At 72.7% G+C, this 20541-nt stretch carries 22 protein-coding genes; 8 read left to right on the top strand and 14 right to left on the bottom strand.

What is annotated here, in order from left to right:
* Positions 1 to 31 precede the first annotated feature (31 nt).
* Positions 32 to 1573: a S8 family serine peptidase gene (locus tag OHA65_RS10060; RefSeq protein ID WP_327282786.1), complete on the top strand. Its 1542-nt coding sequence runs from the start codon at positions 32 to 34 to the stop codon at positions 1571 to 1573.
* 68 nt (positions 1574 to 1641) lie between these two features.
* On the opposite strand, the gene OHA65_RS10065 is transcribed toward OHA65_RS10060, so the two are convergent.
* From OHA65_RS10065 to OHA65_RS10075, 3 genes are read right to left on the bottom strand one after another with little or no spacing between them, the layout of a single operon-like run.
* A complete protein-coding gene (locus OHA65_RS10065; RefSeq protein ID WP_327282787.1) occupies positions 1642 to 2685 on the bottom strand; it encodes a zinc-dependent alcohol dehydrogenase family protein in 1044 nt (347 codons plus the stop codon).
* Between the two features lie 28 nt (positions 2686 to 2713).
* A complete protein-coding gene (locus tag OHA65_RS10070; protein WP_327282788.1) occupies positions 2714 to 3409 on the bottom strand; it encodes a lysoplasmalogenase in 696 nt (231 codons plus the stop codon).
* The gene (locus OHA65_RS10075; protein WP_327282789.1) at positions 3406 to 4323 is read right to left on the bottom strand and encodes a sterol desaturase family protein; all 918 of its coding nucleotides are present in this window, start codon (positions 4321 to 4323) and stop codon (positions 3406 to 3408) included. Before OHA65_RS10075 ends, OHA65_RS10070 begins: the two co-directional genes overlap by 4 nt.
* Positions 4324 to 4436: 113 nt before the next feature.
* Here OHA65_RS10075 and OHA65_RS10080 point away from each other — a divergent pair, with 113 nt between their 5' ends.
* Complete coding sequence (locus OHA65_RS10080; protein WP_328762329.1) at positions 4437 to 7532, top strand: NACHT domain-containing protein; 3096 nt, start codon at positions 4437 to 4439, stop codon at positions 7530 to 7532.
* A 22-nt stretch (positions 7533 to 7554) separates the two neighbouring features.
* Here OHA65_RS10080 and OHA65_RS10085 read toward each other — a convergent pair whose 3' ends face one another.
* Genes OHA65_RS10085 through OHA65_RS10100 form a run of 4 tightly spaced genes read right to left on the bottom strand, consistent with a single transcriptional unit; the run spans position 7555 to position 11759 of the window.
* Positions 7555 to 8775 (bottom strand): amidohydrolase family protein, encoded by a 1221-nt coding sequence (locus tag OHA65_RS10085; RefSeq protein ID WP_328762331.1) that lies wholly within the window; start codon positions 8773 to 8775, stop codon positions 7555 to 7557.
* Entirely contained in the window at positions 8772 to 10064 is a 1293-nt protein-coding gene (locus tag OHA65_RS10090; RefSeq protein ID WP_327282792.1) for an amidohydrolase family protein, read from the bottom strand. Before OHA65_RS10090 ends, OHA65_RS10085 begins: the two co-directional genes overlap by 4 nt.
* Before the next feature lie 11 nt (positions 10065 to 10075).
* Complete coding sequence (locus tag OHA65_RS10095) at positions 10076 to 10960, bottom strand: SDR family NAD(P)-dependent oxidoreductase (protein ID WP_328762333.1); 885 nt, start codon at positions 10958 to 10960, stop codon at positions 10076 to 10078.
* 1 nt (position 10961) lies between these two features.
* On the bottom strand, positions 10962 to 11759 hold the full coding sequence (locus OHA65_RS10100; protein WP_327282794.1) for an acetoacetate decarboxylase family protein: 798 nt from the start codon (positions 11757 to 11759) through the stop codon (positions 10962 to 10964).
* 122 nt (positions 11760 to 11881) lie between these two features.
* On the opposite strand from OHA65_RS10100, the gene OHA65_RS10105 reads away from it, so the two are divergent.
* The 5 genes from OHA65_RS10105 (at position 11882) to OHA65_RS10125 (ending at position 15524) form a co-directional block, all read left to right on the top strand.
* Positions 11882 to 12574: a TetR family transcriptional regulator gene (locus OHA65_RS10105; RefSeq protein WP_329313141.1), complete on the top strand. Its 693-nt coding sequence runs from the start codon at positions 11882 to 11884 to the stop codon at positions 12572 to 12574.
* A gap of 43 nt (positions 12575 to 12617) precedes the next feature.
* Complete coding sequence (locus OHA65_RS10110; RefSeq protein ID WP_327285599.1) at positions 12618 to 13595, top strand: DEDDh family exonuclease; 978 nt, start codon at positions 12618 to 12620, stop codon at positions 13593 to 13595.
* Between the two features lie 64 nt (positions 13596 to 13659).
* Positions 13660 to 13893 (top strand): hypothetical protein, encoded by a 234-nt coding sequence (locus tag OHA65_RS10115; protein ID WP_078613516.1) that lies wholly within the window; start codon positions 13660 to 13662, stop codon positions 13891 to 13893.
* Positions 13894 to 13963: 70 nt separating this feature from the next.
* Entirely contained in the window at positions 13964 to 14758 is a 795-nt protein-coding gene (locus tag OHA65_RS10120) for an SURF1 family protein (RefSeq protein ID WP_327282796.1), read from the top strand.
* Positions 14759 to 14768: 10 nt separating this feature from the next.
* Entirely contained in the window at positions 14769 to 15524 is a 756-nt protein-coding gene (locus OHA65_RS10125; RefSeq protein ID WP_328762338.1) for an SDR family oxidoreductase, read from the top strand.
* A 42-nt stretch (positions 15525 to 15566) separates the two neighbouring features.
* Here OHA65_RS10125 and amaP read toward each other — a convergent pair whose 3' ends face one another.
* From amaP to OHA65_RS10150, 5 genes are read right to left on the bottom strand one after another with little or no spacing between them, the layout of a single operon-like run.
* Positions 15567 to 16142, bottom strand: coding sequence for an alkaline shock response membrane anchor protein AmaP (amaP, locus tag OHA65_RS10130; protein WP_327282798.1), 576 nt, complete (start codon positions 16140 to 16142; stop codon positions 15567 to 15569).
* Between the two features lie 4 nt (positions 16143 to 16146).
* Positions 16147 to 16749 (bottom strand): DUF6286 domain-containing protein, encoded by a 603-nt coding sequence (locus OHA65_RS10135; protein WP_327282799.1) that lies wholly within the window; start codon positions 16747 to 16749, stop codon positions 16147 to 16149.
* On the bottom strand, positions 16746 to 17183 hold the full coding sequence (locus OHA65_RS10140; protein WP_327282800.1) for a hypothetical protein: 438 nt from the start codon (positions 17181 to 17183) through the stop codon (positions 16746 to 16748). Before OHA65_RS10140 ends, OHA65_RS10135 begins: the two co-directional genes overlap by 4 nt.
* Positions 17184 to 17190: 7 nt before the next feature.
* Positions 17191 to 17373, bottom strand: a complete 183-nt coding sequence (locus tag OHA65_RS10145) for a hypothetical protein (protein ID WP_327282801.1) — start codon at positions 17371 to 17373, stop codon at positions 17191 to 17193.
* A 10-nt stretch (positions 17374 to 17383) separates the two neighbouring features.
* Positions 17384 to 17815: an Asp23/Gls24 family envelope stress response protein gene (locus tag OHA65_RS10150; RefSeq protein WP_327282802.1), complete on the bottom strand. Its 432-nt coding sequence runs from the start codon at positions 17813 to 17815 to the stop codon at positions 17384 to 17386.
* Positions 17816 to 18004: 189 nt separating this feature from the next.
* On the opposite strand from OHA65_RS10150, the gene OHA65_RS10155 reads away from it, so the two are divergent.
* Positions 18005 to 18958, top strand: coding sequence for a zinc-binding dehydrogenase (locus OHA65_RS10155; protein ID WP_327282803.1), 954 nt, complete (start codon positions 18005 to 18007; stop codon positions 18956 to 18958).
* Between the two features lie 69 nt (positions 18959 to 19027).
* On the opposite strand, the gene OHA65_RS10160 is transcribed toward OHA65_RS10155, so the two are convergent.
* Together OHA65_RS10160 and OHA65_RS10165 are read right to left on the bottom strand one after the other, a co-directional pair.
* Positions 19028 to 19807 (bottom strand): enoyl-CoA hydratase/isomerase family protein, encoded by a 780-nt coding sequence (locus OHA65_RS10160; RefSeq protein ID WP_405761761.1) that lies wholly within the window; start codon positions 19805 to 19807, stop codon positions 19028 to 19030.
* 188 nt (positions 19808 to 19995) lie between these two features.
* Positions 19996 to 20217: a helix-turn-helix domain-containing protein gene (locus OHA65_RS10165; RefSeq protein ID WP_054222696.1), complete on the bottom strand. Its 222-nt coding sequence runs from the start codon at positions 20215 to 20217 to the stop codon at positions 19996 to 19998.
* Between the last annotated feature and the right edge of the window lie 324 nt (positions 20218 to 20541).

Here is a 20541-nt window from a genome sequence, read left to right on the forward strand (position 1 = left end):
CGGCTTCTTTCACGGATGATGTGGAGAACCCATGGCTCATCTGGGATCCGGTCGCCGGCGTATCGCCGTACCGATCGGCCTGGCGCTCACCGCCTCGCTCGCCTTCCTGCCCTCGGTCGCGGCCTCCGCCGCCCCGCTGGGCAACACGGCGGGTACGGCGACCGCGGCGAAGCCCGACACCACGGGCCCGAAGCTCTCGTACGTCGCGAACCTGAACACGTACGCCACGGTCAAGGCCGCGAAGAAGGCCGTCGAGCGGGCCGGCGGAACGGTGGTGACGTCCTACGAGCAGATCGGGGTCGTCGTCGCACACTCCCAGAACCCGGACTTCGCCAAGCAGCTGCGCGCGCAGCGCGGCCTTTTCGTGTCGGTCGGCGCCACCCGGACGGCCCCCCTCCAGCCGGTGCAGACCACCGAGGAGGGCACGACGCAGAAGCTGAGCGCGGCGGACGCCGCCAAGGCGGCGGCAGCCGCCGCGGACGGTCAGGAGCCGCTGGAGCCCAACCAGTGGGACCTGCGGGCGATCAAGGCCGATCAGGCGCACAAGATCAACGATGGCAGCCCGGACGTCACCGTGGGCGTCATCGACACGGGTGTCGACGACACCCACCCGGACCTCGCGGCGAACTTCTCCAAGGGCCAGTCGGCGAACTGCGTCGGCGGTGTCGCGGACACCACCGACGGCGCGTGGCGCCCGTACCCCGACGGCAGCGACCACGGCACGCACGTCGCCGGGACCATCGCGGCCGCGCGCAACGGCATCGGCATCTCGGGCGTCGCCCCGGGCGTGAAGGTCGCCGCCATCAAGGTCAGCGAGCCGGGCACCAGCCTGTTCTTCACCGAGGCGGTCGTCTGCGGCTTCATGTTCGCCGCCGAGAAGGGGATCGAGGTGACCAACAACAGCTACTACGTCGACCCCTGGCTCTACAACTGCAAGGCGGACGACGACCAGAAGGCGCTGGTGGAGGCCCTCGGCCGGGCGACCAAGTACGCCGAGCGCAAGGGCGTCCTCAGCGTGGCCTCTGCCGGGAACTCGAACCACGACCTGGCGTCGAACGCGATAGTCGACGACACGAGCCCGGACGACGGCACCCCGGTCCCGCGCACGATCGACCCGCACGTCTGCCTGGACATTCCCACCCAGCTCCCGGGTGTGGTCACGGTGAGCGCGACCGGTGACCAGGGCATCAGGTCGTACTACTCCAGCTTCGGCCTGGGCGTCGTCGACGTCGCCGCCCCCGGCGGCGACAAGTGGCAGATTCCGGCCACCCCGGACGCCAACGGTCGTGTGCTGTCCACCCTGCCGGGCGGCGGCTACGGCTACAAGCAGGGCACTTCGATGGCCGGACCGCACGTGGCGGGCGTGGCGGCGCTGCTCAAGAGCGCCCACCCGCAGGCCACGCCCTCGCAGCTCCAGGCCATGCTGAAGGCCCAGGCCACGAAGGCGGCCTGCCCGGAGAAGCTGTACGACGCCACGGGCGCGCTGGTCGACGCCACCACCTGCCAGAGCAAGTGGGGCCAGACCGGCTACTACGGCTACGGCGTGGTGGACGCGCTGAAGGCCGTGAAGTAGCGGCTCGAACGGGAGGGGCCGGCCCGGGGGAACTTCCCCGGGCCGGCCCCTCCGCCCGTTCCGGGCCGTCAGGGCTTGATGAGCACCTTCAGCGCGCTGCGGTCGTCCATCGCACGGTAGCCGTCCGGGACCTCGTCCAGGGACACGGCGCGGTCGAAGACGGGCGCCGGGTCGATCGCGCCGCTCAGCACGTCCGCCAGCAGCTCCGGGATGTACGCGCGCACCGGGGCGACGCCGCCGCGCAGGGTGATGTTGCGGTCGAACATGACGCCGAGGTCGAGGCCCGTGCCGCTGCCGTGCGGAACGCCGACGTAGCCGATGGCCCCGCCGTCGCGGGTGATGTTCACGGCGGTGCGCATGGACTGCTCGGTGCCGACGGCCTCGATGACCGCGTGGGCGCCCTGGCCGCCGGTGAGCTCGCGGACGGCGGCCTCGGCGGCCTCGCCGCGCTCGGCGACGACGTCGGTGGCCCCGAAGAGCTTGGCGATGTCCGTACGGACGGTGTGCCGACCCAGTGCGATGATCCGCTCGGCGCCGAGGCGCTTGGCGGCGAGGACCCCGCACAGGCCGACCGCGCCGTCGCCGACGACGGCCACGGTGGAGCCCTTGCGGACGCCTGCGCCCAGGGCGGCGTGGTGCCCGGTGCCCATGACGTCGGACAGTGCGAGCAGGCCGGTCAGCAGGTGGTCGTCGGAGACGGCGTCCGCGGGCAGCTTCACGAGGGTGCCGTCGGCGTGCGGGACACGGACGGCCTCGCCCTGCCCGCCGTCGTGGCCGACCGAGCCCCAGAAGCCGCCGTCCACGCAAGAGGTGTGCAGGCCCTCGGAGCAGTAGTCGCAGGTGCCGTCGGACCACATGAAGGGGGCGACGACGAGATCGCCGGCTTTGAGGCCGGACACGGACGGGCCGGTCTCCTCGACGATGCCGAGGAACTCGTGGCCGATGCGCTGGCCGGGCTGGCGCTCGGCCTCGCCGCGGTAGGCCCACAGGTCGCTGCCGCAGATGCAGGCGCGCAGCACGCGGACGACGGCGTCCTCGGGGCGCTGGATCGCAGCGTCGGGCACCTCCTCCACGCGGATGTCGTGCGGGGCGTGGATGACGGTGGCTCGCATGGTCGTGCAGCCCTCCGGATCAGGTAGTTCAGTCTTGTAGGACTGTCCTACCGTACGCCTGCGCCGGGGCGAGAGCCCCGGTGGCCAGCAGGTACTGGGCGGCGACGTAGGTGGCCATGATCCAGAAGTCGGGGCGGGGCAGCTGCGGCCAGTCGGCGACGCCGGTGGCGATCAGCGTGTCGGAGAGCAGGAACAGCGCCCCGCCGAGGCCGGCGCGCAGGCCGAGGGCGCTGGAGCGGTAGGCCATGGCGGTGAGCAGCAGGCTGTACCCGGCGACCGGGATGCGCAGACCGGCTGGCAGGTCGCCCCAGAGCAGCGCGACGGTCCCCAGGAGGGCGACGGCGTACGCGCCCCCGAGCGCGGGATGCGTACCGCGCCGACCGAAGAGCACGAGGTAGCAGACGTGCCCGGCGGCGAAGGATCCCATGCCGACGAGGAAGGCGGGCTCGGCGTCGAAGAGCAGCGCCAGGTCCCCGCCCCATCCGAACAGCAGGGCGGCGATCAGCAGCCCGGGAGCCCGCCGGGTGACCACGTGGGCGACGAGCAGCGGCATCAGCAGCGGCTTGGCGATGACGTGCCCGAGGTGCCAGCCGGCCAGCAGCGAGCCGAGGTCGACGACGGTCGCGGCGGCGAAGGCGGCGAGCAGGATCCGGCCGGCCGCCCCGTCGGCGGCTGCCGCCGCGGGGCGCGCCCAGGAGGGCGTACGGGAGTCGGTGTCGCTCACGCGGCGTGCTCCGGGGCGGTCGCGGGCTCGGCGGCGGGGGCGCTGCGCGCTGTGGTCCCGGCGGCGGGGGCGGGTACGGGTGCTGGTGCGGGCTGCCAGCCGGGGCCGCGGAAGACGCGGCCCGCCCGCTCGCGCCAGCTGCGGGCGGCGCGGACGTCGCGGGCGATGGCGGCGTACTCGTGCGTGGCCACGCGCAGCGGGTTGTGGGTGTTGATGTTCTTGGTGAGCCCGTAGACGGGCTTGTCGGTCTCCCCGACCCAGGAGCCGAACATCCGGTCCCAGATGATCAGGATGCCGCCAAAGTTGCGGTCCAGGTAGCCGCCCTGGGAGGCGTGGTGGACGCGGTGGTGCGAGGGGGTGTTGAAGACGTACTCGTAGGCGCGCGGCAGCTTTCCGATGCGCTCGGTGTGGACCCAGAACTGGTAGAGGAGGTTCAGGCCGTAGCAGAACGGGATCGCGGCCGGGTGCACGCCGAGGGCGACCATCGGCAGGTAGAACCACCAGGTGGTCGCGCTGGTCCAGGGCTGGCGCAGGGCGGTGGTGAGGTTGAACCGACGGCTGCTGTGGTGGACCACGTGACAGGCCCACAGGATGCGGATGACGTGGTGGAGCCGGTGCTGCCAGTAGTAGAGGAAGTCCTGGAGGAGCAGCATCAGCAGGGCGGTCCACCACAGGAACGGGACCCGCAGCGGGGTCAGTTCGTAGACCGCCGTGAAGACGGCGACGACCGGGATCTTCCAGAGCAGGTCGAAGCCGATGCTGCCGAGCCCCATGGCGACGCTCGTGACCGCGTCCTTGGTGTCGTAGCCGGCGGCGTCCTCGTCGGGATGGAGCCGGTAGCTCACCACCTCGATGACGGTGAGCAGCACGAAGGCAGGTATGGACCACAGCACGACATCGGGCAGGTTCGGCATGCCCGCACCATAGAGCGGGTTCGGGGGCGCCGCTAGGGGTTGTTACCGATCGGTATCCATCGGTGTTACCCCGGGTTCGCGAGATGATGTCCGGGTCAAGGGGAGGGCGGGGGATGACGGGCTTCGAGACGGTTCTCTTAAAGGTGGCGGGGACGGCGGCGGGAGCGCTGGTGAAGTCCCTACTGGGCCGCGCACCGGGCGCGGGACTGGCCGCCGACCCGGTGCATCCGGCGGCCCGCTGGCAGCGCCCGGAGGAACTGGGCGGGCCGGAGGTCCGCCGGCTGGCCCACGTACTGGCCGCGCGCCTGGGCGAGGCAACGGGCCGCTTGCCGGAGCACGAACGCCTGGCGGTGGTCGACGCGGTGGGCGACGCGTTCGCCGCACTGGGGACGCTGGACGCGGAGGCCCTCTTCGCGGCGGACCTGGACCCGGCGGCCCTGGCCGCGATGCTGGCGCCGCCGCGCGGCGCGGCCCTGAGCGAGGCGGCCGAGTCCGTCTACCGCGACCTGGTCGCCCTGTGCTGCGCGCACGCCGTGGAGTACACGACGACGCTGCCGGGCTTCGGGGCGCGCGCGGAGGTGGAGCTGATCCGCCGCACCGGCGAGCTGACGCGCGTCGTGGAGCGGATGGGGCGGCGCGAGGACGGCGCGGCCCACGCGTTCGAGGAGCGGTACGCGCGCTACGTCGCCGATACCCACGGCCGCCTCCAGCTGTTCGGCCTGACCTTCAGCCAGGCCCGTGCGGAGTGGCCGCTGGACCTGGCGTACATCAGCCTGGCGGTGAGCGGCGAGCAGCTGCTGGAGGAGCCCGGCCGCCACTCGGCCATGAAGACCGAGCTGGCCTTGAGCGCCTCCGAGCGCGTCCTGCTGCGCGGCCCGGCGGGTTCGGGCAAGAGCACCCTGGTGCAGTGGCTGGCCCTGAACGCGGCGAGGCGGAGCTTCAAGGCCGGCCTGCACCACTGGAACACCCTCGTCCCCTTCGTCCTACGGCTGCGCTCGTTCAACTCGCCCGAGGGCCTGCCGATGCCGCAGGACTGGCTGCGCGCCTCGGGGGTGCCGCTGCGCGCGCCGGACGGCTGGGTCGAGAACCTGCTGTCCCAAGGGCGGGCGCTCGTCCTGGTCGACGGGGTCGACGAAGTGCCGTCCAAGTTCCGCAGCCGCACGGAGGAGTGGCTCAGATCCCTGCTCGCGGCCTATCCCCGGGCCCGTTACGTGGTGACCACCCGGCCGTCGGCGGTCCCGGAGGACTGGCTGACCGCGCAGGGCTTCTCCCTCCTGTCCCTGCTGCCGATGGAGCGCGCCGACGTGAGCGCGTTCATCACGCACTGGCACGACTCCGCCCGCGCGGAGTGCGGCTCCGAGGAGGAGCGGGACAGCCTGGAGCGGTACGAGAAGTCGCTCATCCAGTCCGTCGGCTCCCGCCGGGACCTCGGATGGCTGGCCTCGAACCCCCTCATGTGCGCCTTGCTGTGCGCCCTGAACCGGGACCGCCACATGCACCTGCCCCGGGCCCGTAAGGAGCTGTACGACGCCGCCTTGGACATGCTCCTGGTGCGCCGGGACACCGAACGGGACATATCAGGCGTCGAGGGCGTGTACCTCAGTAGGGACGAGCAGACCCTGCTGCTCCAGCGGCTCGCGTACTGGCTCATCCGCAACGGCCAGGTGGAGGCGTCCTGCACGGAGGCGCAGGAGATGGTCGGCGAGTGGCTCGCTGCCATGCCCCAGGTGCGGGCGCAGGCAGGAGTCGAGCAGGTGTTCCGGCACCTGCTGATCCGCAGCGGGCTGCTCCGCGAACCGGTACCGGGGTCGGTCCACTTCGTGCACCGGACCTTCCAGGACTACCTGGGCGCCAAAGCGGCCGTGGAAGCACGGGACTTCGGCGTGCTGGTGGGCAACGCCCACGAGGACGCGTGGGAGGACGTGGTCCGCATGGCCGTCGGGCACGCCCGCCCCGATGAGCGTGCGCGCCTGCTCCGGCAGCTGCTGCGGCGGGCCGACAAGGTCAAGCGGGACCAGAGCCGGCTGGTCCTGCTGGCCGCGGCCTGCCTGGAGCACGCCCCGGAGCTGGACCCCGCGGTCTGGCACGAGGTGGAGGCGCGTACGGCGCACCTGCTGCCGCCGCACTCGGTGGGGCAGGCCGAGGAGCTGGCCAAGGCGGGCGAACTGGTCCTGGAACTCCTGCCGGGCCCGGCGGGCCTGGACGAGCAGCAGGCCGCCGCCGTCATCCGCACGGCCGCACTGGTCGGCGGCGAGCGGGCGCTCCAGGTCATCGCCGGCTTCCGCAGGGACGACCGCTACGACGTGGTCCACGAACTGTCCGACTCCTGGGGGCGGTTCCCCAACGACGCGTACGCGGACGCGGTCCTGGCCGATGCCCCCGTGCGCGTCGGGCACCTGCACGTCCGCACGCCGGAGCAGCTGTCCGTGCTCGGCCGGATGCCCCACGTCCAACGGGTCCACCTCACGTGGAACGGCGCCATCCCGACGGATATCTCCGGGCGGCGGGACCTGGAGTGGCTGGTCATCCACCGCAATCCGGCGCTGACCGATCTCGCACCGCTGGCTGGACACCCGAAGCTCCGGCACCTCGGCGTACTGGACTGCCCGGAGGTCACGGGCATCGAGGCGGTCGCCGAGCTGGCGGCGGCGGACAGCCTCGCCTTCGGCTACCTCCGGGAGGGGCTCTCGCTGGCCCCGCTGGCGGCGGTCGAGGGGCTCAAGTCCCTGGTCATCGGGTTCGAGCCGGAACAGCGGTGGATCGGGGACGTCCCGGCGGCCGAGGGGCTGACGTCCCTGGCCCTGTGGCAAGGCGTCCGCCGGATGACCCTCGACGGGATCGAGCGGTGGCCGGGGGTGAAGGACCTGACGATCGCGGGCAGCCTGCAGTACCGGCAGCTGGTCCGCTCGCTCCCGCTCCCGGGGCTCGGCTCCCTGCAGATCCGGCATGCCGCATCCGTGTCGGCGGCGGCCCTCGTGCCGTACCGGCACCTGACCGAACTCGTGCTGATCAGGTGCGCGTTCGAGGGGACGCTGGAGCCGCTGACCGAGCTGCCCGGGCTGCGGCTTCTCGTACTGCGCGAATGCCTCGGGACACTGGACCTCTCACCGTTCGCGGACACGGACGGGCTCGTGATCGAGGTGGACCGGCGCACCAGCGTGGTCGGCGGCGAGCGGCTCCCGCCGGGGCGGCTCGTGTTCAGGCACTGAGCCGCCCGGCGGGATCACGCCCTCACCAGACCCGGACCGAGCCGCCCCGGGCGAACGCGGGGCTGGTGGCTTCGGGCGGGACCTGCGTCAGCGGCTCGGCGATCTCCGTCACCAGCGGGCCGTGCTTCGCCGCCAGGCCGTCGAGGAGGGAGAGGTCGAAGCCGTACACGCGGGCCGCGTTGCCGCCGGCCATCGCGGCGACCTCGTCCCGGGGGAGGCCCGCGTACGCGATGCGCAGGCCTTCGCGGGAGTACGGGGTGGTGCCCTCGTCGTGGGGGTAGTCGCTGCCCCACATGATCTTGTCGAGGCCGATCCGCTCCCGCAGCGGGACCTCGTGGGGGCGCATGAAGCTGGCCCCCACGAAACAGTTGTCCCGCCAGACCTCGCTCGGGCCCTTGCCCATGGACTCGGCCAGGCCCGCCCCGAACTTGGCCTCCGCCGTGGCCGAGGCCGCGACCAGGCGGCCGTGGTAGTAGTCCAGCATGTCCAGCACGCCCGGGATCCAGCCGGAGCCCTGCTCCGTCAGGACCAGCTTGAGGCCGGGGTGGCGGCGGAAGGCCCCGCCGAAGATGAGGTGCCACAGGGCTCGGTGCGAGAACCAGGTGGTCTCCACCATGAAGACGGCCCGGGCCGCCGGTTCGTCGCCGAGCGGCGGCGACGCCGAGCCGCCGTGGTGGTTGACGGGGACGTCCAGCTCGTCGCACACCGCCCAGATCGGGTCGTACGCCGCCGAGTGGAGCTCCGGGACCGACGAGCCGGGCGGCACGCCGGGCAGCAGGATGCCGCCCGTGAGGCCCGCCTCCTTCGTGCGGCGGATCTCCTTCACCGCCGCGTCCACGTCGTTCAGCAGGATCTGGACCACGCCCGCCCGGCGGCCCGGCGCGTCCGCGCAGAAGTCCGCCAGCCAGCGGTTGTGGGCCTGGAGCCCGGCCCACCGCATCGTGTACTCCGCGGCCGTCGGCGGCTGGGCCATCAAGGAGGCCTTGGGGAAGAACGGCGGGATGGTGTTGGGGAAGACGACCTCGGCCACGATGCCGTCCGCCTCCAGTTCGGACAGCCGCCGCGCCGAGTTCCAGTTGCGGTCCGCGGTGTCCGCGAGGAGGTCCTCGTACGGGTTCACGTACGTGGCGGCCCAGGCGTCGAACTCCTCGTGGTACCGCTTCTCCAGGTACGGCTTGTAGTCCAGCAGGTCCGCGCCGGCGTGGCAGTCCGCCGAGATGACCGTGTAGCGGTCGCCCGTCACCGCGACACCCCCAGGACGGGGAAGTCGTTGTCGGTCAGCCAGTGTCGGCCGACTTCGCGGGACCGGGCCCAGGAGGCCTCCACCGCCGCCTGGTCGGCGCTCTGACCCAGTTCCGTCGGTGTCGGGCCGATCCGGCGGGCGATCGGGGCGAGTTTGCCCGTGTCGAAACCGAAGACGTCCGCCGCGGCCAGGCCCAGCATCCGGCGGGTCTCGCCGACGGGGATGTCGTGGAAGGTGTTCTTCAGCCAGGACCGGGTGTCGGGCCAGGTCCCCTCGGGGTGCGGGAAGTCCGATCCCCACAGGATGTTGTCCACGCCGATCTCGTAGCGCTGCGCGAGCTCGCGCCGCTTGGTGTTCGTCGCACAGATGAACACCTGCCGGTCCAGGTACTCGCTCGGCGGGCGCTTCAGCTCCTCGAACGGCGACAGCTTCTTGCCACCGTGCGCGCCGAGGTACAGGCGGTCCATGAACCACAACTGGTTCGGCAGCCACCAGCAGCCCGACTCGGCGACGCCGAACTTCAGGCCCGGGTGCCGTTCGAAGACCCCGGACCAGAGCAGGAACCACAGCGGACGGGCCGGCCACCAGGTGACCTCGGAGACGAAGATGCCCAGGTGGTCCCCGTACTCGTGGCGGGGGGAGGACCCGGAGTGGGTGACGATCGGCATCTGCGTCTCGGCCGCGGCCGCCCAGACGGGGTCGTAGCGGCGGTCGTGGTAGGGCGCCTTGTCCACCCACATCGCGGGGATCATCAGCGCGCCGAGCCCGGAGTCCTTGGCCCGGTGGATCTCGGCGACGACCTTCGACGGCTCGCCGGTGATGGGCAGCAGGGCGACCCCGCAGTGCCGCTCGGGGGTCTGGGAGACGAACTCCGCCAGCCAGCGGTTGTGCGCCTGCGCGCCCGCCATGCCGAGCTCGGGGTCCTGGTCGCCGGAGAGCCCGAGGCCCACCCCGAAGGGCGCTGCGGTCTGGCTGTCCACGGCGTCGGCGTCGGGGAAGACGACCTCGGCGGCGACCCCGTCGCCGTCGAGTTCCTTCAGGCGCTGCGCGGTGTCCCAGCCGCCCTTGAGGCCCTCCTCGTGATCGTGGAACCACTTCTCGGCGAAGGCCTCGTTGCGGACGCCGAGGCGGGTGGCTTCGGCGCGGCGGGCGTCGCGCTGGCCGAGGAACTCGTCGAACTGCGGATGGAACCGGGAGTCGAGGTAGGGGCGGTACTGCTCGGTCGGCAGTCCCGCGTGGCAGTCGGAGGAGATGATCAGGTACGGGTCTTCGTACGGCGTGTCACTCACTGCACGGCTCCTCAGTCGAGGATGAAGCTCTCCAGGTAGGCGGGGTTGGCGCGGTCGAGCATCGACTGCGACCGGGCGCGGATCTGCCGATCGCTGTGCTCGCTCGCCGGGAGCATCCAGAAGCGGTCGGCGCGGATGCCGTCGACGACGTGCTCGGCGACCTCCTCGACCGGGGTGAAGTCCACCTCGTGGCCGGCCGCCCTCATCGCGGCCTCGTACTGGTCGAGGCCGCGGTACGGGGTCTTGCGCGGCCGCTCCTTGGCGTACCGCTCGGGCCGGTTGCGGTGCGACTCCCACAGCCCGGTGCGCAGCATGTGCGGTCCGGGGAAGAGGACGGAGGCGCCGATGGCGGCGCCCTCCGCCTTGAGGTGGGCGTACAGCGACTCGGTCATGGTGACCACGGCCGCTTTGGTGACGGCGTAGACGGAGGCGGTGGGCAGCGGGGCGATGCCGCCGTCGCCGGAGGATGTGTTGACGACGTGGCCGGGGCCGCCGCCCGCGATCATGCGGGGGACGAAGGCCTGGATCCCGTGGAAGACGCCCCAGACGTTGACGGAGAAGGCCCATTTCCAGTCGTTGGGCTCGTGCTCCCACATCCGGCCTTCGGCGCCGGAGCCGACGCCCGCGTTGTTGCAGAGCACCTGCACGGCGCCGAAGGCGTCGTACGCGGCGTCGGCCAGAGCGGTCACGGAGTCGCGGTCGCTGACGTCGACGGGCCGGGCGAGCACCTGGGCGCCGTCGGCGGTCAGCTCGTCGGCGGCCTTGCGCAGGGCGCCCTCCTCCACGTCGGCGAGGACGACCTTCAGCCCCTCGGCCGCGAAGCGGCGGGCCATGGCGAGGCCGATGCCACTGGCGGCGCCGGTGACGACGGCCACCTGCCCGGGTTCGAGGCGCACGTCAGATGCTCCCTTCGGGCGGGCCGTCGAGGATCTGCATGGGGTCGTCGTAGCGCTGGTGGACGTACGGGAGGAGGGCCTGGGCGCTGACCCGCTCCACGACGCGGCCCTTCTGGTCGGTGGTCTTCTCGCCGATGGTGATCTCCACGATCCGGCGCACGGGGAGGTCGGCGACGGGGTCGAACATCGACTCGCGCAGGACCACGTCACCGGTGATGTGCTCCAGCTTGCGGACCTTCTCGTTGCGGGTGACGTGCACGAGGACCGGGTCGGCGTCGAAGCCCGAACCGTCCACCGCGGGGAGGAACTTGAAGTAGAAGTCGGTCTTGGTGGCGGGCTCGGGCAGCGGCAGCTCGCGGTCGACCGCCCCGCGCACCTCGACGAAGGCGATCCCGTGCCGGGCCAGGGCGGCCCGTACGACGAGGCCCTCGCGCTCGACGGTGACCTCGCCCAGCTTCTTCGGTTCGCCGAAGACCTCGCGGCCTCCGACCAGGGCCCGCTCGTGGGTCATCGGCATGACCAACGGGTACCAGCCCTCGACCCCGCCGTGCTGGGCGGCGACGGCCACCGAGCCGGCGCCCAGGGGGTAGCCGGGCAGGTCGACCTTGCTGATGTTGGCCCGCACCAGGGGTCGCTCGGCGGGCTTGAGCGGAGGCGGCAGGACCGCCGCCACCACGTCCGGGTCGCTCTCCCAGACCGCGACCACGCCGGTGGACCAGATGTCGGGGAGCCGGGAACTCTTCTCGCGCGACGCCGCGATCTCGGCCTCGGTGCGCGCTCCGTACCGTATGCGTGCCATGTATCGCACCATCCCTCGTCTCGGGGGGAGTCGGTTCTGTAACACAGTTACACCGCCACCGATGAAGGGTAAAGACCCCTGCACCGACCAGAACTGACGCCCCGACAGATTGGCGGACGGCCATGGCCAGAACCACGCTCACCCGCGCCGAGGTACTGGAGGCGGCCGCCTCCCTGGTCAAGCAGCACGGCCCGGCCGCCCTCACCATGCGCAAACTCGCCGCCGAGCTGGGCACCGCGGTGACCTCCATCTACTGGCACGTCGGCAACCGCGAATCACTGCTCGACGCCCTCGTGGAGCGGACCGTCCAGGAGATGGGCGCGATCCGGCCGGCCGGCCACAGCCCCGTCGAGCGGATCCTCTCCGTGGCCCGGATCCTGCGCCGCGAACTGCGCGAGCGCCCGCACCTGATCGCGATGGTCCACGAACGCGGCCTCACCGAGCAGATGTTCCTGCCCGCCCAGCAGGCCCTGGTCCACGAGGTGCGCGCGGCCGGGCTGCGCGGGGCCCGGGCCGCCGACGCGGTGCGCGCGGTCCAGTTCCAGATCGTCGGCTTCCTGCTCGTGGAGCGCAACCGCGAACGCTCCCCCGCCCAGTCCCCCGCCGAGAGCGACCTCTGGGCTCCTCCCCCCGGCTCCGCCGGGGAGACCCCCACCGCCGCCCCCGACGACCCGGAACTCGCCCGCGCCCTGGCCCGCCCGGCGGACCCGGAACGCCTGTTCCTGCTCTCCGTACGGGCCCTGGTCCACACCCTCCTGGCCGACGGCACGACCTCCCCGCCGAGCCGTGGACGAGTGGCGGACGGCGGACGGTGAAAGGCCGTCGGGACACGGGTGTCAGTCCGTGCCGATATCCTCTGTGACCATGCTCGACGACCGTACGACCGCAGAGACGACGTGGCCGACCGCGTACCCCGAGGGGTACGCGGTCGTCGACGTGGAGACGACCGGGCTCGCTCGCGACGACCGGATAATCTCCGCCGCCGTCTACCGGCTCGACGCCCAGGGCAACGTGGAGGACCACTGGTACACCCTGGTCAACCCGCAGCGGGACCCGGGCCCGGTCTGGATCCACGGGCTGACGAGCGACATGCTCCAGGACGCGCCGCTCTTCCAGGACATCGCCGAGGAGTTCGCGGGCCGGCTCGCGGACCGGGTGCTGGTCGCGCACAACGCCATGTTCGACTGGCAGATGATCGCCCGCGAGTACGCGCGGGCCTCCGTGACCGCACCGGTCCGTCAGCGGCTGTGCACCATCGCCCTGTCGAAGGAGCTGAACCTCCCGCTGCCCAACCACAAGCTGGAGTCGCTCGCCGCGCACTTCGGGGTGGTCCAGCAGCGCGCCCACCACGCGCTCGACGACGCCCGCGTGCTCGCGGAAGCGTTCCGTCCGTCGCTGCACGCCGCCGCGCGGGACGGGGTACGGCTGCCCCTGCTGGAATGCCGCCCGCTGACGGAGTGGTCGGACTCCCCGGTCACCCCGCGGATCGGCCGGCAGGCCTCGTACGGGAGCGGCAGCTGGCGGCCCTCGCGCAAGCGGCAGCCGTGCCCGCACCCGAACCCGGGCCGCTTCGAGGACGGCAAACCGCTCAAGCAGGGCATGCGGATCGCCTTCTCGGGTGACACCTCGGTGGACCGGGAGCTGCTGGAGGACCGGGCGGTCGAGGCGGGCCTGCACGTCGCGACGAGTGTGTCGCGGCTCACGAGCCTGCTCGTGACGAACGACCCCGACTCGGCCACCTCCAAGACGGTCAAGGCGAAGTCCTTCGGTACGCCGGTGGTCGACGAGGCGGCCTTCACCCAACTGCTGCGGGACGTGGCTGCGGCAGACGGGTGAGCGTCGGGCGACTCGCCCGGCGCCCCCTTTCGCGCTGCGCCCGTCCGGTCCCACCCTGTGGCGCATGGCACGTTGTGAGGTCTGCGGAAACGATTACGGCATGTCCTTCGAGGTGCACGCGCAGGGCAGCGTGCACGTCTTCGACTGCTTCTCCTGCGCCATCCACCGCATGGCGCCGATCTGCGAGCACTGCCGGGTGCAGATCATCGGGCAGGGCGTCGAAGTCGAGGGCCAGTGGTTCTGCGGGGCGCACTGCGCCCGCGCGGAAGGGAAGGTGGGCATCGTCGACCGGGTGTGACCTCTCCTCCCCGACCCCGGACGGCCACCCGGCCACCGGGGTCTTCCCGGCTGGGGGTACCGTCGTGGGCGTGTACCGCTTTGTGCTGACCCGGCAATGGGTGTGCCTCACCCTGATCGCCCTCGCCTTCATCCCCGCGATGATCAAGCTGGGGTTCTGGCAGTACCACCGCCATGAGCACCGGGTCGCGCAGAACGAACTGATCGCGTCGAACCTGACGGCGAAGCCCGTACCGATGACCGAGGTCACCTCCCCCGGCCACCGGGTCCCGCGCGCCGACTACTGGCGCGCCGTCACCGCGACCGGTACGTACGACACCGCGCACGAGGTCGTCGTGCGCATGCGGACCGACAACGACGAGAAGGTCGGCTTCCACGTCCTCACCCCGCTCGTGCTGTCCGACGGCCGGGTGGTCCTGGTCAACCGCGGCTGGGTGGCCGGCGGCGACGACCCGCGCGCGTACCCGCCGGTGCCGGCCGCGCCCTCGGGCGAGGTGACGGTCAACGGCCGGCTGAAGGCCGACGAAACGAGCGTCGGCAGCGGCATCAAGGACCGCAAGGGCCTGCCGGACCGCCAGGTGATGCTGATCAACAGCGCGCAGCAGGCGGAGTACCTGGGCAAGCCCGTCCTCGGTGGCTACCTGGAGCTCACGGCTCCGGCCCCGGCGGGCGGCATCCCGCAGATGGTCGCCGAACCCGACCACGACTCGATCGGCCCGCACATGGCGTACGCCGTGCAGTGGTGGCTGTTCGCGGCGGCGGTGCCGGTGGGCTGGCTGGTCCTCGTCCGGCGGGAGAAGCGCGACCGTGCGGCGGCCGCGGCGGCCGGCGCCACCCCAGAGCGGGAGCCGGTGCCGACGGCGTAGCGTGTCGGGCATGGATCTTGGACTGAAAGACCGTGTCTACGTCGTCACCGGAGCCACCCGTGGCCTGGGCTTCGCCTCGGCGCGCGAACTGGCGGCGGACGGCGCGAAGGTGATCGTGACGGGCCGCGACGCGGCGCGGGCCGCCGAAGCGGCGGCCTCGCTGGGGCCGGACGTGGTGGGGGTCGCCGCGGACAACTCCGACCCGGAGGCGGCGGCCAGGCTCGTCGCCACCGCGAAGGAACGCTTCGGCCGCCTGGACGGCATCCTCATCAGCGTCGGCGGCCCCACCCCCGGCTTCGCGGCGACCAACACCGACGAGCAGTGGGCCGCGGCGTTCGAGTCGGTTTTCCTGGGCGCGGTACGGCTGGCCCGCGCGGCGGCCGCCGAACTGGGCGAGGGCGGGGTCATCGGCTTCGTCCTGTCGGGCTCGGTCCACGAGCCGATCCCGGGCCTGACGATCTCCAACGGCCTGCGGCCGGGGCTGGCGGGCTTCGCCAAGTCCCTCTCGGTGGAGCTCGGACCGCGCGGCATCCGCGTGGTCGGACTGTTGCCGGCCCGGATCGATACCGACCGGGTGCGCGATCTCGACGCCCTGTCGGGCGATGGGGCGGCGGCCCGCGCGGCCAATGAAGCCGGCATTCCGCTGCGCCGCTACGGCACCCCGGAGGAGTTCGGCCGCTCGGCGGCGTTCCTGCTGTCGCCCGCGGCCTCGTACCTGACGGGCATCATGCTCCCGGTCGACGGCGGCTCCCGCCACGGCTTCTGACGCCCCGGCCTCCCCCGGGCTCGCCTCCCCGGGCCGGCCGCCTCAGGTGACGCGGCGGGCCCGGTGGGAGGCGACCCGGAACCGGGCCACCACCGGGAGTTCGGGGAGGCCCGCCGACCGGCGGGCATGGCCGAGCACCGGCCCGGCCAACGCTGCCAGGGCATCGGCCGGGACCGCATGCGGCTCCAGTTCCAGCTCCACCCGCAGGTTCGGACCCCCACGACGGCTTCGGCGCCCCTGGCGGCCCCGCAGGACGACGCTGCACCGGGCGACCCCGTCCAGCGCGCCCGCCTCCGCGGCCACCACATCCTCCAGGGCCCGCCCCCGCAGCACCGCGAACGCGCCGTCTGCGGTGTCCACCACCAGCGCCCGCAACCGCGAGCGCCGCAGCTGCGCCAGCAGCCACCACAACGCGAGCACCACGCAAACCCCGAGCCCCGCGAGCACCGCCCACCACCACCAGCCCTCGGCATGCCAGTACCGCGCCCGGGTCGCCGCCGTCAGCAGTGGCTCGTGGCGGCCGCCGAGCGGCCGGAACGCCGCCAGCAGGGCCACCCCGGCCACCAGCAGCACGGCGCCGATGATCCCGAGCAGGATCCGGTTCACCGTCCCGAGCATCCCCTCACCTCTTCCCGACGGGGGCCCTGGTGACCCGTACCCGCGGCTGCGGCGCGTCCGCGAGGCCCAGTTCCCCGATGCCGATGGCGAGGACCTCCTCCAGGTCCGCCCGTACCTCGTCCAGCTCGCGGAAGTGGGACTCCGCCCGGACCGCGACACGGGACCGCCGCACCGCGACCCGCGCCGAGCGCACCCCGGACACCTCCATCGCCCGGTCCCGCAGCACCAGCGCGGCGGCCTTGCGCCCCAGCCCGGCCCGGACCCCGGCCTGCGGGTCCGGCGTCCGCATCGACAGGATCCTGCGCAGCCCGGGGGTCAGGGCGAGGAGCAGCAGCACCGCCCCGACCACGACGAGGGCCCCGGCGCCGACGAGCACCCACAGGTCCGCGGGCGTCTGCTGCTCCAGCTGGTGGGCGAGTTCCCGGCGCCACTGCATACCGGGGCGGCCGGCCCGTACGGCGGCGAGGTCGTAGAGGAACAGGCCCGCCGCCCCGAGCACGGCCAGTGCCGTCAGCGCGGCCGGGATCCGCCGGGCGGACCGGAAGCGGGCGACGCGGGCCGGGGCCACCGTCTGGGGCGGGGCTTGGCCGGGGGCGGGCGCCGTCACCGCAGCTTCCGGTCCCGTACGGCGGCGGTCCGGGTGTGCGCGGAATGCAGGTGCTCGATGTCGATGTCCACCTCGGGCACGGACATGCCGGCGCACTCCTCGACGCGGTGGACGACCTGGTGGCGGACGGCCGCGCACTGCGCGGCGAGGTCGGAGGGGTAGGCGAGCTCAAGGCTCACCCGCACCCGGGCGATGTCGTGGTGCACGGTGACGGTGGCGTGCGGGGCGGCCGCCGCGCCCCGGGCGGAACCAGAGGCACCCGGACCACCGGGGACCCCCGTGGGCCCGTCGGCCTGGAGCGGCCCGACCGGCCGTGCGGCGAGGGCCTCCCGGGCGGCCTGCGCAGCGATCTTGGCGACGACCCGGTCGGCGATCCGGGTGGCCCCCCGTTCGGCGGGGGGCACGCGCGGCGGGACCGCCCGTGGCGTGGTCATCGGGGCCTCACCTGTCGCGGTCGCGGGGACGGAAGAAGTCGCCGGGTTCCAGGTCCCCGTCCAGGAACCGGCCGACGATGAAGCCGATGGCGCCCAGCGCCGCCACCAGCAGGAAGGCTCCGAATCCGCCGAAGTATCCGGCGAACGCGAGCGCCATGCCGGCGAAGAGGCCGACGATCGCCATCCTCATGCGGGCTCCTTCACTGGAGTCGGGGCTCCGGCTCCTCGTCGGGCTCGTCGGGGAGCTTCACATCGCTGACCGCGATGTTGACCTCGACGACCTCAAGGCTGGTCATCCGCTCGACCGCCGAGATGACGTTCTCGCGGACGGCCCGCGCCACGTCGCGGATCGCCACGCCGTAGTCGACGACGATCTCCAGGTCGAGGGCCGTCTGCAGCTCGCCGACCTCGGCCTTCACTCCGCGGGTGACCGACGATTTCGCCCCGCCGGGTACCCGGTCGCGGACGGCGCCGAAGGTACGGGAGAAGCCGCTGCCGCTGCCCATGGCGTGGACGCCGACCACCTCGCGGGCGGCGAGTCCGGCGATCTTCTCGACCACCCCGTCCGAGATGGTGGTGCGGCCGCGGTCGGCCGGATTGCGGGAGGCGCCCCCGGCTGTGGATTCGGTCATCGCGTGTCCCTTCGCGCGGATTGGACTCACTCCGCACCACGGTAAGCGCGGAGCCGCGACGGCGCGCAGGGACTACGCCGGTCGGCCGGGAACGGATTTGGGATCACCCTTGACCTCGACCGCGGTTGAGGTCCGAGAGTTGGGCGGTGATCAAGGCCGAAAGGGCCGGGTCGGACGAGGGGAAACGTCATGCGCGCGATACGGGTGGACGGGTACGGCGGTCCAGAGGTCCTGGTGCCGGTGGAACTGCCGGATCCGGTCCCGGGGGCGGGCGAGGTGGTGGTCCGCACCGAGGCCGTGGACACGATCTTCGTGGAGACCCAGATCCGCGGGGGCTGGGGCGAGGCCTTCGGCGTCAACCCGCCGTACGTGCCGGGCGGCGCGGCCGCGGGGACGGTCGTCGCCGTGGGCGAAGGGGTGGACCCGGGCTGGCAGGGCCGCCGGGTCGTGGCGGCCCCGGGCACGAAGGGGACGTACGCGGAACTGGTCCGGGTCCCGCAGGAGCTGCTGGTCCCGGTCCCGGCGGGGCTGGAGCCGGCCGAGGCGGCGGCGCTGGCGCACGACGGAGTGACCGGTACGGGCATCGCGGAGGGCGTCGGCATCGGGGCGGGCGACCGGGTGCTGATCCTCGGCGCCGCCGGCGGGATGGGCACGCTGCTGGTACAGCTCGCGGTGGCGGCGGGGGCGTACGTGGTGGGGGCCGCGCGGGGCGAGCGGAAGCTCGCGCTGATCCGGGAGCTGGGCGCGGACCTGGCGGTGGACTACACGGAGCCGGGCTGGACCGGTGCGGTCGGCGGTCCGGTGGACGTCCTGCTGGACGGCGTCGGCGGCGAGCTGGGACTGGCCGGCTTCGGGCTGGTCCGCGACGGCGGGCGGGTCTCGGCACACGGCGCCCCGAGCGGCGGCTTCACCGAACTGGATCCGGCGGAGGCGGAGCGGCGCGGGATCGCCCTGCGCGGGATCGCGGACGTCCAGTTCCCGCCCGCGGAGATCACCCGCCTGGCGGGCTTCGCCCTGGCCGAGGCAGCGGCCGGGCGGCTGCGCCCGGTGATCGCCCGGAGGTTCCCGCTGGCCGAGGCCGAGGAGGCGCACCGCGCGATCGAGGCCCGCGCCGTCCCGGGCAAGGCCCTGCTGATCCCCTGACCGGAGCGGCGGTGCGGCGCGCGTTCCCCCGGGCCGGAGCTCCCGGGAAACGGCGCCGCACCCGCGGGGTCAGTCGGAGATGCCGGCCAGGTCACGCAGGCGGCGGGCCTGGGCGGCGCGCTCCGCCGAGCGCTGCGCGTCGTAGGGGCGGGACCCTGCGTCGCGGAGCAGCGCCTTCGTCTCGATCACGGCGTCCCGCGGCGGAGCCAGGAGCGCCGTCGTGAGGTCCTGCACCGCCGCGTCGAGTTCCCCGGCCGGTACGACCAGGTTGGCCAGTCCGACCCGCTCCGCCTCCTCGGCATGCACGAAGCGGCCCGTCGCGCAGATCTCCAGCGCGCGGGCGTAGCCGACCAGGGAGGTCAGCGGCTGGGTGCCGGCCAGGTCCGGCACGAGACCGAGGCTGGTCTCGCGCATGGCGAACTGCACGTCGTCGGCTACCACGCGCAGGTCACACGCCAGCGCGAGCTGGAAGCCGGCGCCGATCGCATGCCCCTGCACGGCGGCGATGGAGAGGATGTCATTGCGTCGCCACCAGGTGAAAGCCTCCTGGTACTCGGCGATGGTGGAGTCGAGCAGTTCGTCCGAACCGCGCGCCAGATCGAGGAAGGACGGCTCACCCTCGAAACCCTCGGGAGTGAACGCCTGCCGGTCGAGTCCGGCGGAGAAGGACTGGCCCTCACCGCGCAGCACCACGACCCGGACGGTGCCCGGCAACGACCTTCCGGCCTCCGTCAACGCCCGCCAGAGCGCGGGGGACTGAGCGTTTCGCTTGGCCGGATTGGTCAGTGTCACCGTGGCGACCGAGTCGTCCACGGTGAGCCGTACGCCGTCCTTGTCGAGCAGAGCCATCTGTGTGCCTCCGGTGTGCAGTCGGCCGCCTCCCGGCCTAAGTGACTGCACAGTAACCACCCAGTCGACCGGACGGCCGACCGGGGGTCACCGAAGGAACCGCGGTGTGGGTAGACAAGCGTCTAGCACCCCGGCCCCGGGCCTGACGGCCTGGGGGTACCCCCAGCGGTGGCGGGGGGAAATCCGGGTCAGGCCGTAGCCGCCTTCTTGCCGCGCGTCGCGCCACCGCGACCACGCAGCACGACTCCGGACTCACTGAGCATCCGGTGGACGAATCCGTAGGACCGGCCGGTTTCCTCGGCCAGCGCACGGATACTCGCACCGGAGTCGTACTTCTTCTTCAGGTCTGCCGCGAGCTTGTCGCGCGCGGCGCCGGTTACCCGGCTGCCCTTCTTCAGAGTCTCGGCCACCCGTGCCTCCTCATGGGAAGTGCGCTCTGGACTTCTCATGATCACCCCTCCCCGGCTTCCTGGCCACCCATTCAGCAAGGTCGGTACGACGGCATTTCTCCGGCAGTGGACGCACGAGCAGAACGGAATCTCCTCTTCCGCTGCATGACGTCCGTCACACTTCTTCACCCTCACCGGGAATCTCCAGGTCAGGGGCCGGACGCCGAAAAAAGACGGCCCCGGCCGCGTGCCCGGGCGGGCACGGCCGGAGCCGTCGTACAGAGCGCAGAGGTACGAGACCGTCTCACTCAGATGATGGATCACGCCTGAGCCGAATGATCCATA

The organism is Streptomyces sp. NBC_00045, from assembly GCF_045041095.1.
In the GTDB taxonomy this organism is placed as follows: Bacteria; Actinomycetota; Actinomycetes; order Streptomycetales; family Streptomycetaceae; genus Streptomyces.

Bases quoted from the DNA above. Each gene is read 5' to 3' on its own strand.
- OHA65_RS10075 (WP_327282789.1), bottom strand. From the start codon at position 4,323: ATGCCGAACCTGCCCGATGTCGTGCTGTGGTCCATACCTGCCTTCGTG.
- amaP (WP_327282798.1), bottom strand. From the start codon at position 16,142: ATGCTCGGGACGGTGAACCGGATCCTGCTCGGGATCATCGGCGCCGTG.
- OHA65_RS10140 (WP_327282800.1), bottom strand. From the start codon at position 17,183: ATGACCACGCCACGGGCGGTCCCGCCGCGCGTGCCCCCCGCCGAACGG.
- OHA65_RS10065 (WP_327282787.1), bottom strand. From the start codon at position 2,685: ATGCGAGCCACCGTCATCCACGCCCCGCACGACATCCGCGTGGAGGAG.
- OHA65_RS10105 (WP_329313141.1), top strand. From the start codon at position 11,882: ATGGCCAGAACCACGCTCACCCGCGCCGAGGTACTGGAGGCGGCCGCC.
- OHA65_RS10150 (WP_327282802.1), bottom strand. From the start codon at position 17,815: ATGACCGAATCCACAGCCGGGGGCGCCTCCCGCAATCCGGCCGACCGC.
- OHA65_RS10160 (WP_405761761.1), bottom strand. From the start codon at position 19,807: ATGGCTCTGCTCGACAAGGACGGCGTACGGCTCACCGTGGACGACTCG.
- OHA65_RS10100 (WP_327282794.1), bottom strand. From the start codon at position 11,759: ATGGCACGCATACGGTACGGAGCGCGCACCGAGGCCGAGATCGCGGCG.
- OHA65_RS10060 (WP_327282786.1), top strand. From the start codon at position 32: ATGGCTCATCTGGGATCCGGTCGCCGGCGTATCGCCGTACCGATCGGC.
- OHA65_RS10115 (WP_078613516.1), top strand. From the start codon at position 13,660: ATGGCACGTTGTGAGGTCTGCGGAAACGATTACGGCATGTCCTTCGAG.
- OHA65_RS10145 (WP_327282801.1), bottom strand. From the start codon at position 17,373: ATGAGGATGGCGATCGTCGGCCTCTTCGCCGGCATGGCGCTCGCGTTC.
- OHA65_RS10080 (WP_328762329.1), top strand. From the start codon at position 4,437: ATGACGGGCTTCGAGACGGTTCTCTTAAAGGTGGCGGGGACGGCGGCG.
- OHA65_RS10125 (WP_328762338.1), top strand. From the start codon at position 14,769: ATGGATCTTGGACTGAAAGACCGTGTCTACGTCGTCACCGGAGCCACC.
- OHA65_RS10155 (WP_327282803.1), top strand. From the start codon at position 18,005: ATGCGCGCGATACGGGTGGACGGGTACGGCGGTCCAGAGGTCCTGGTG.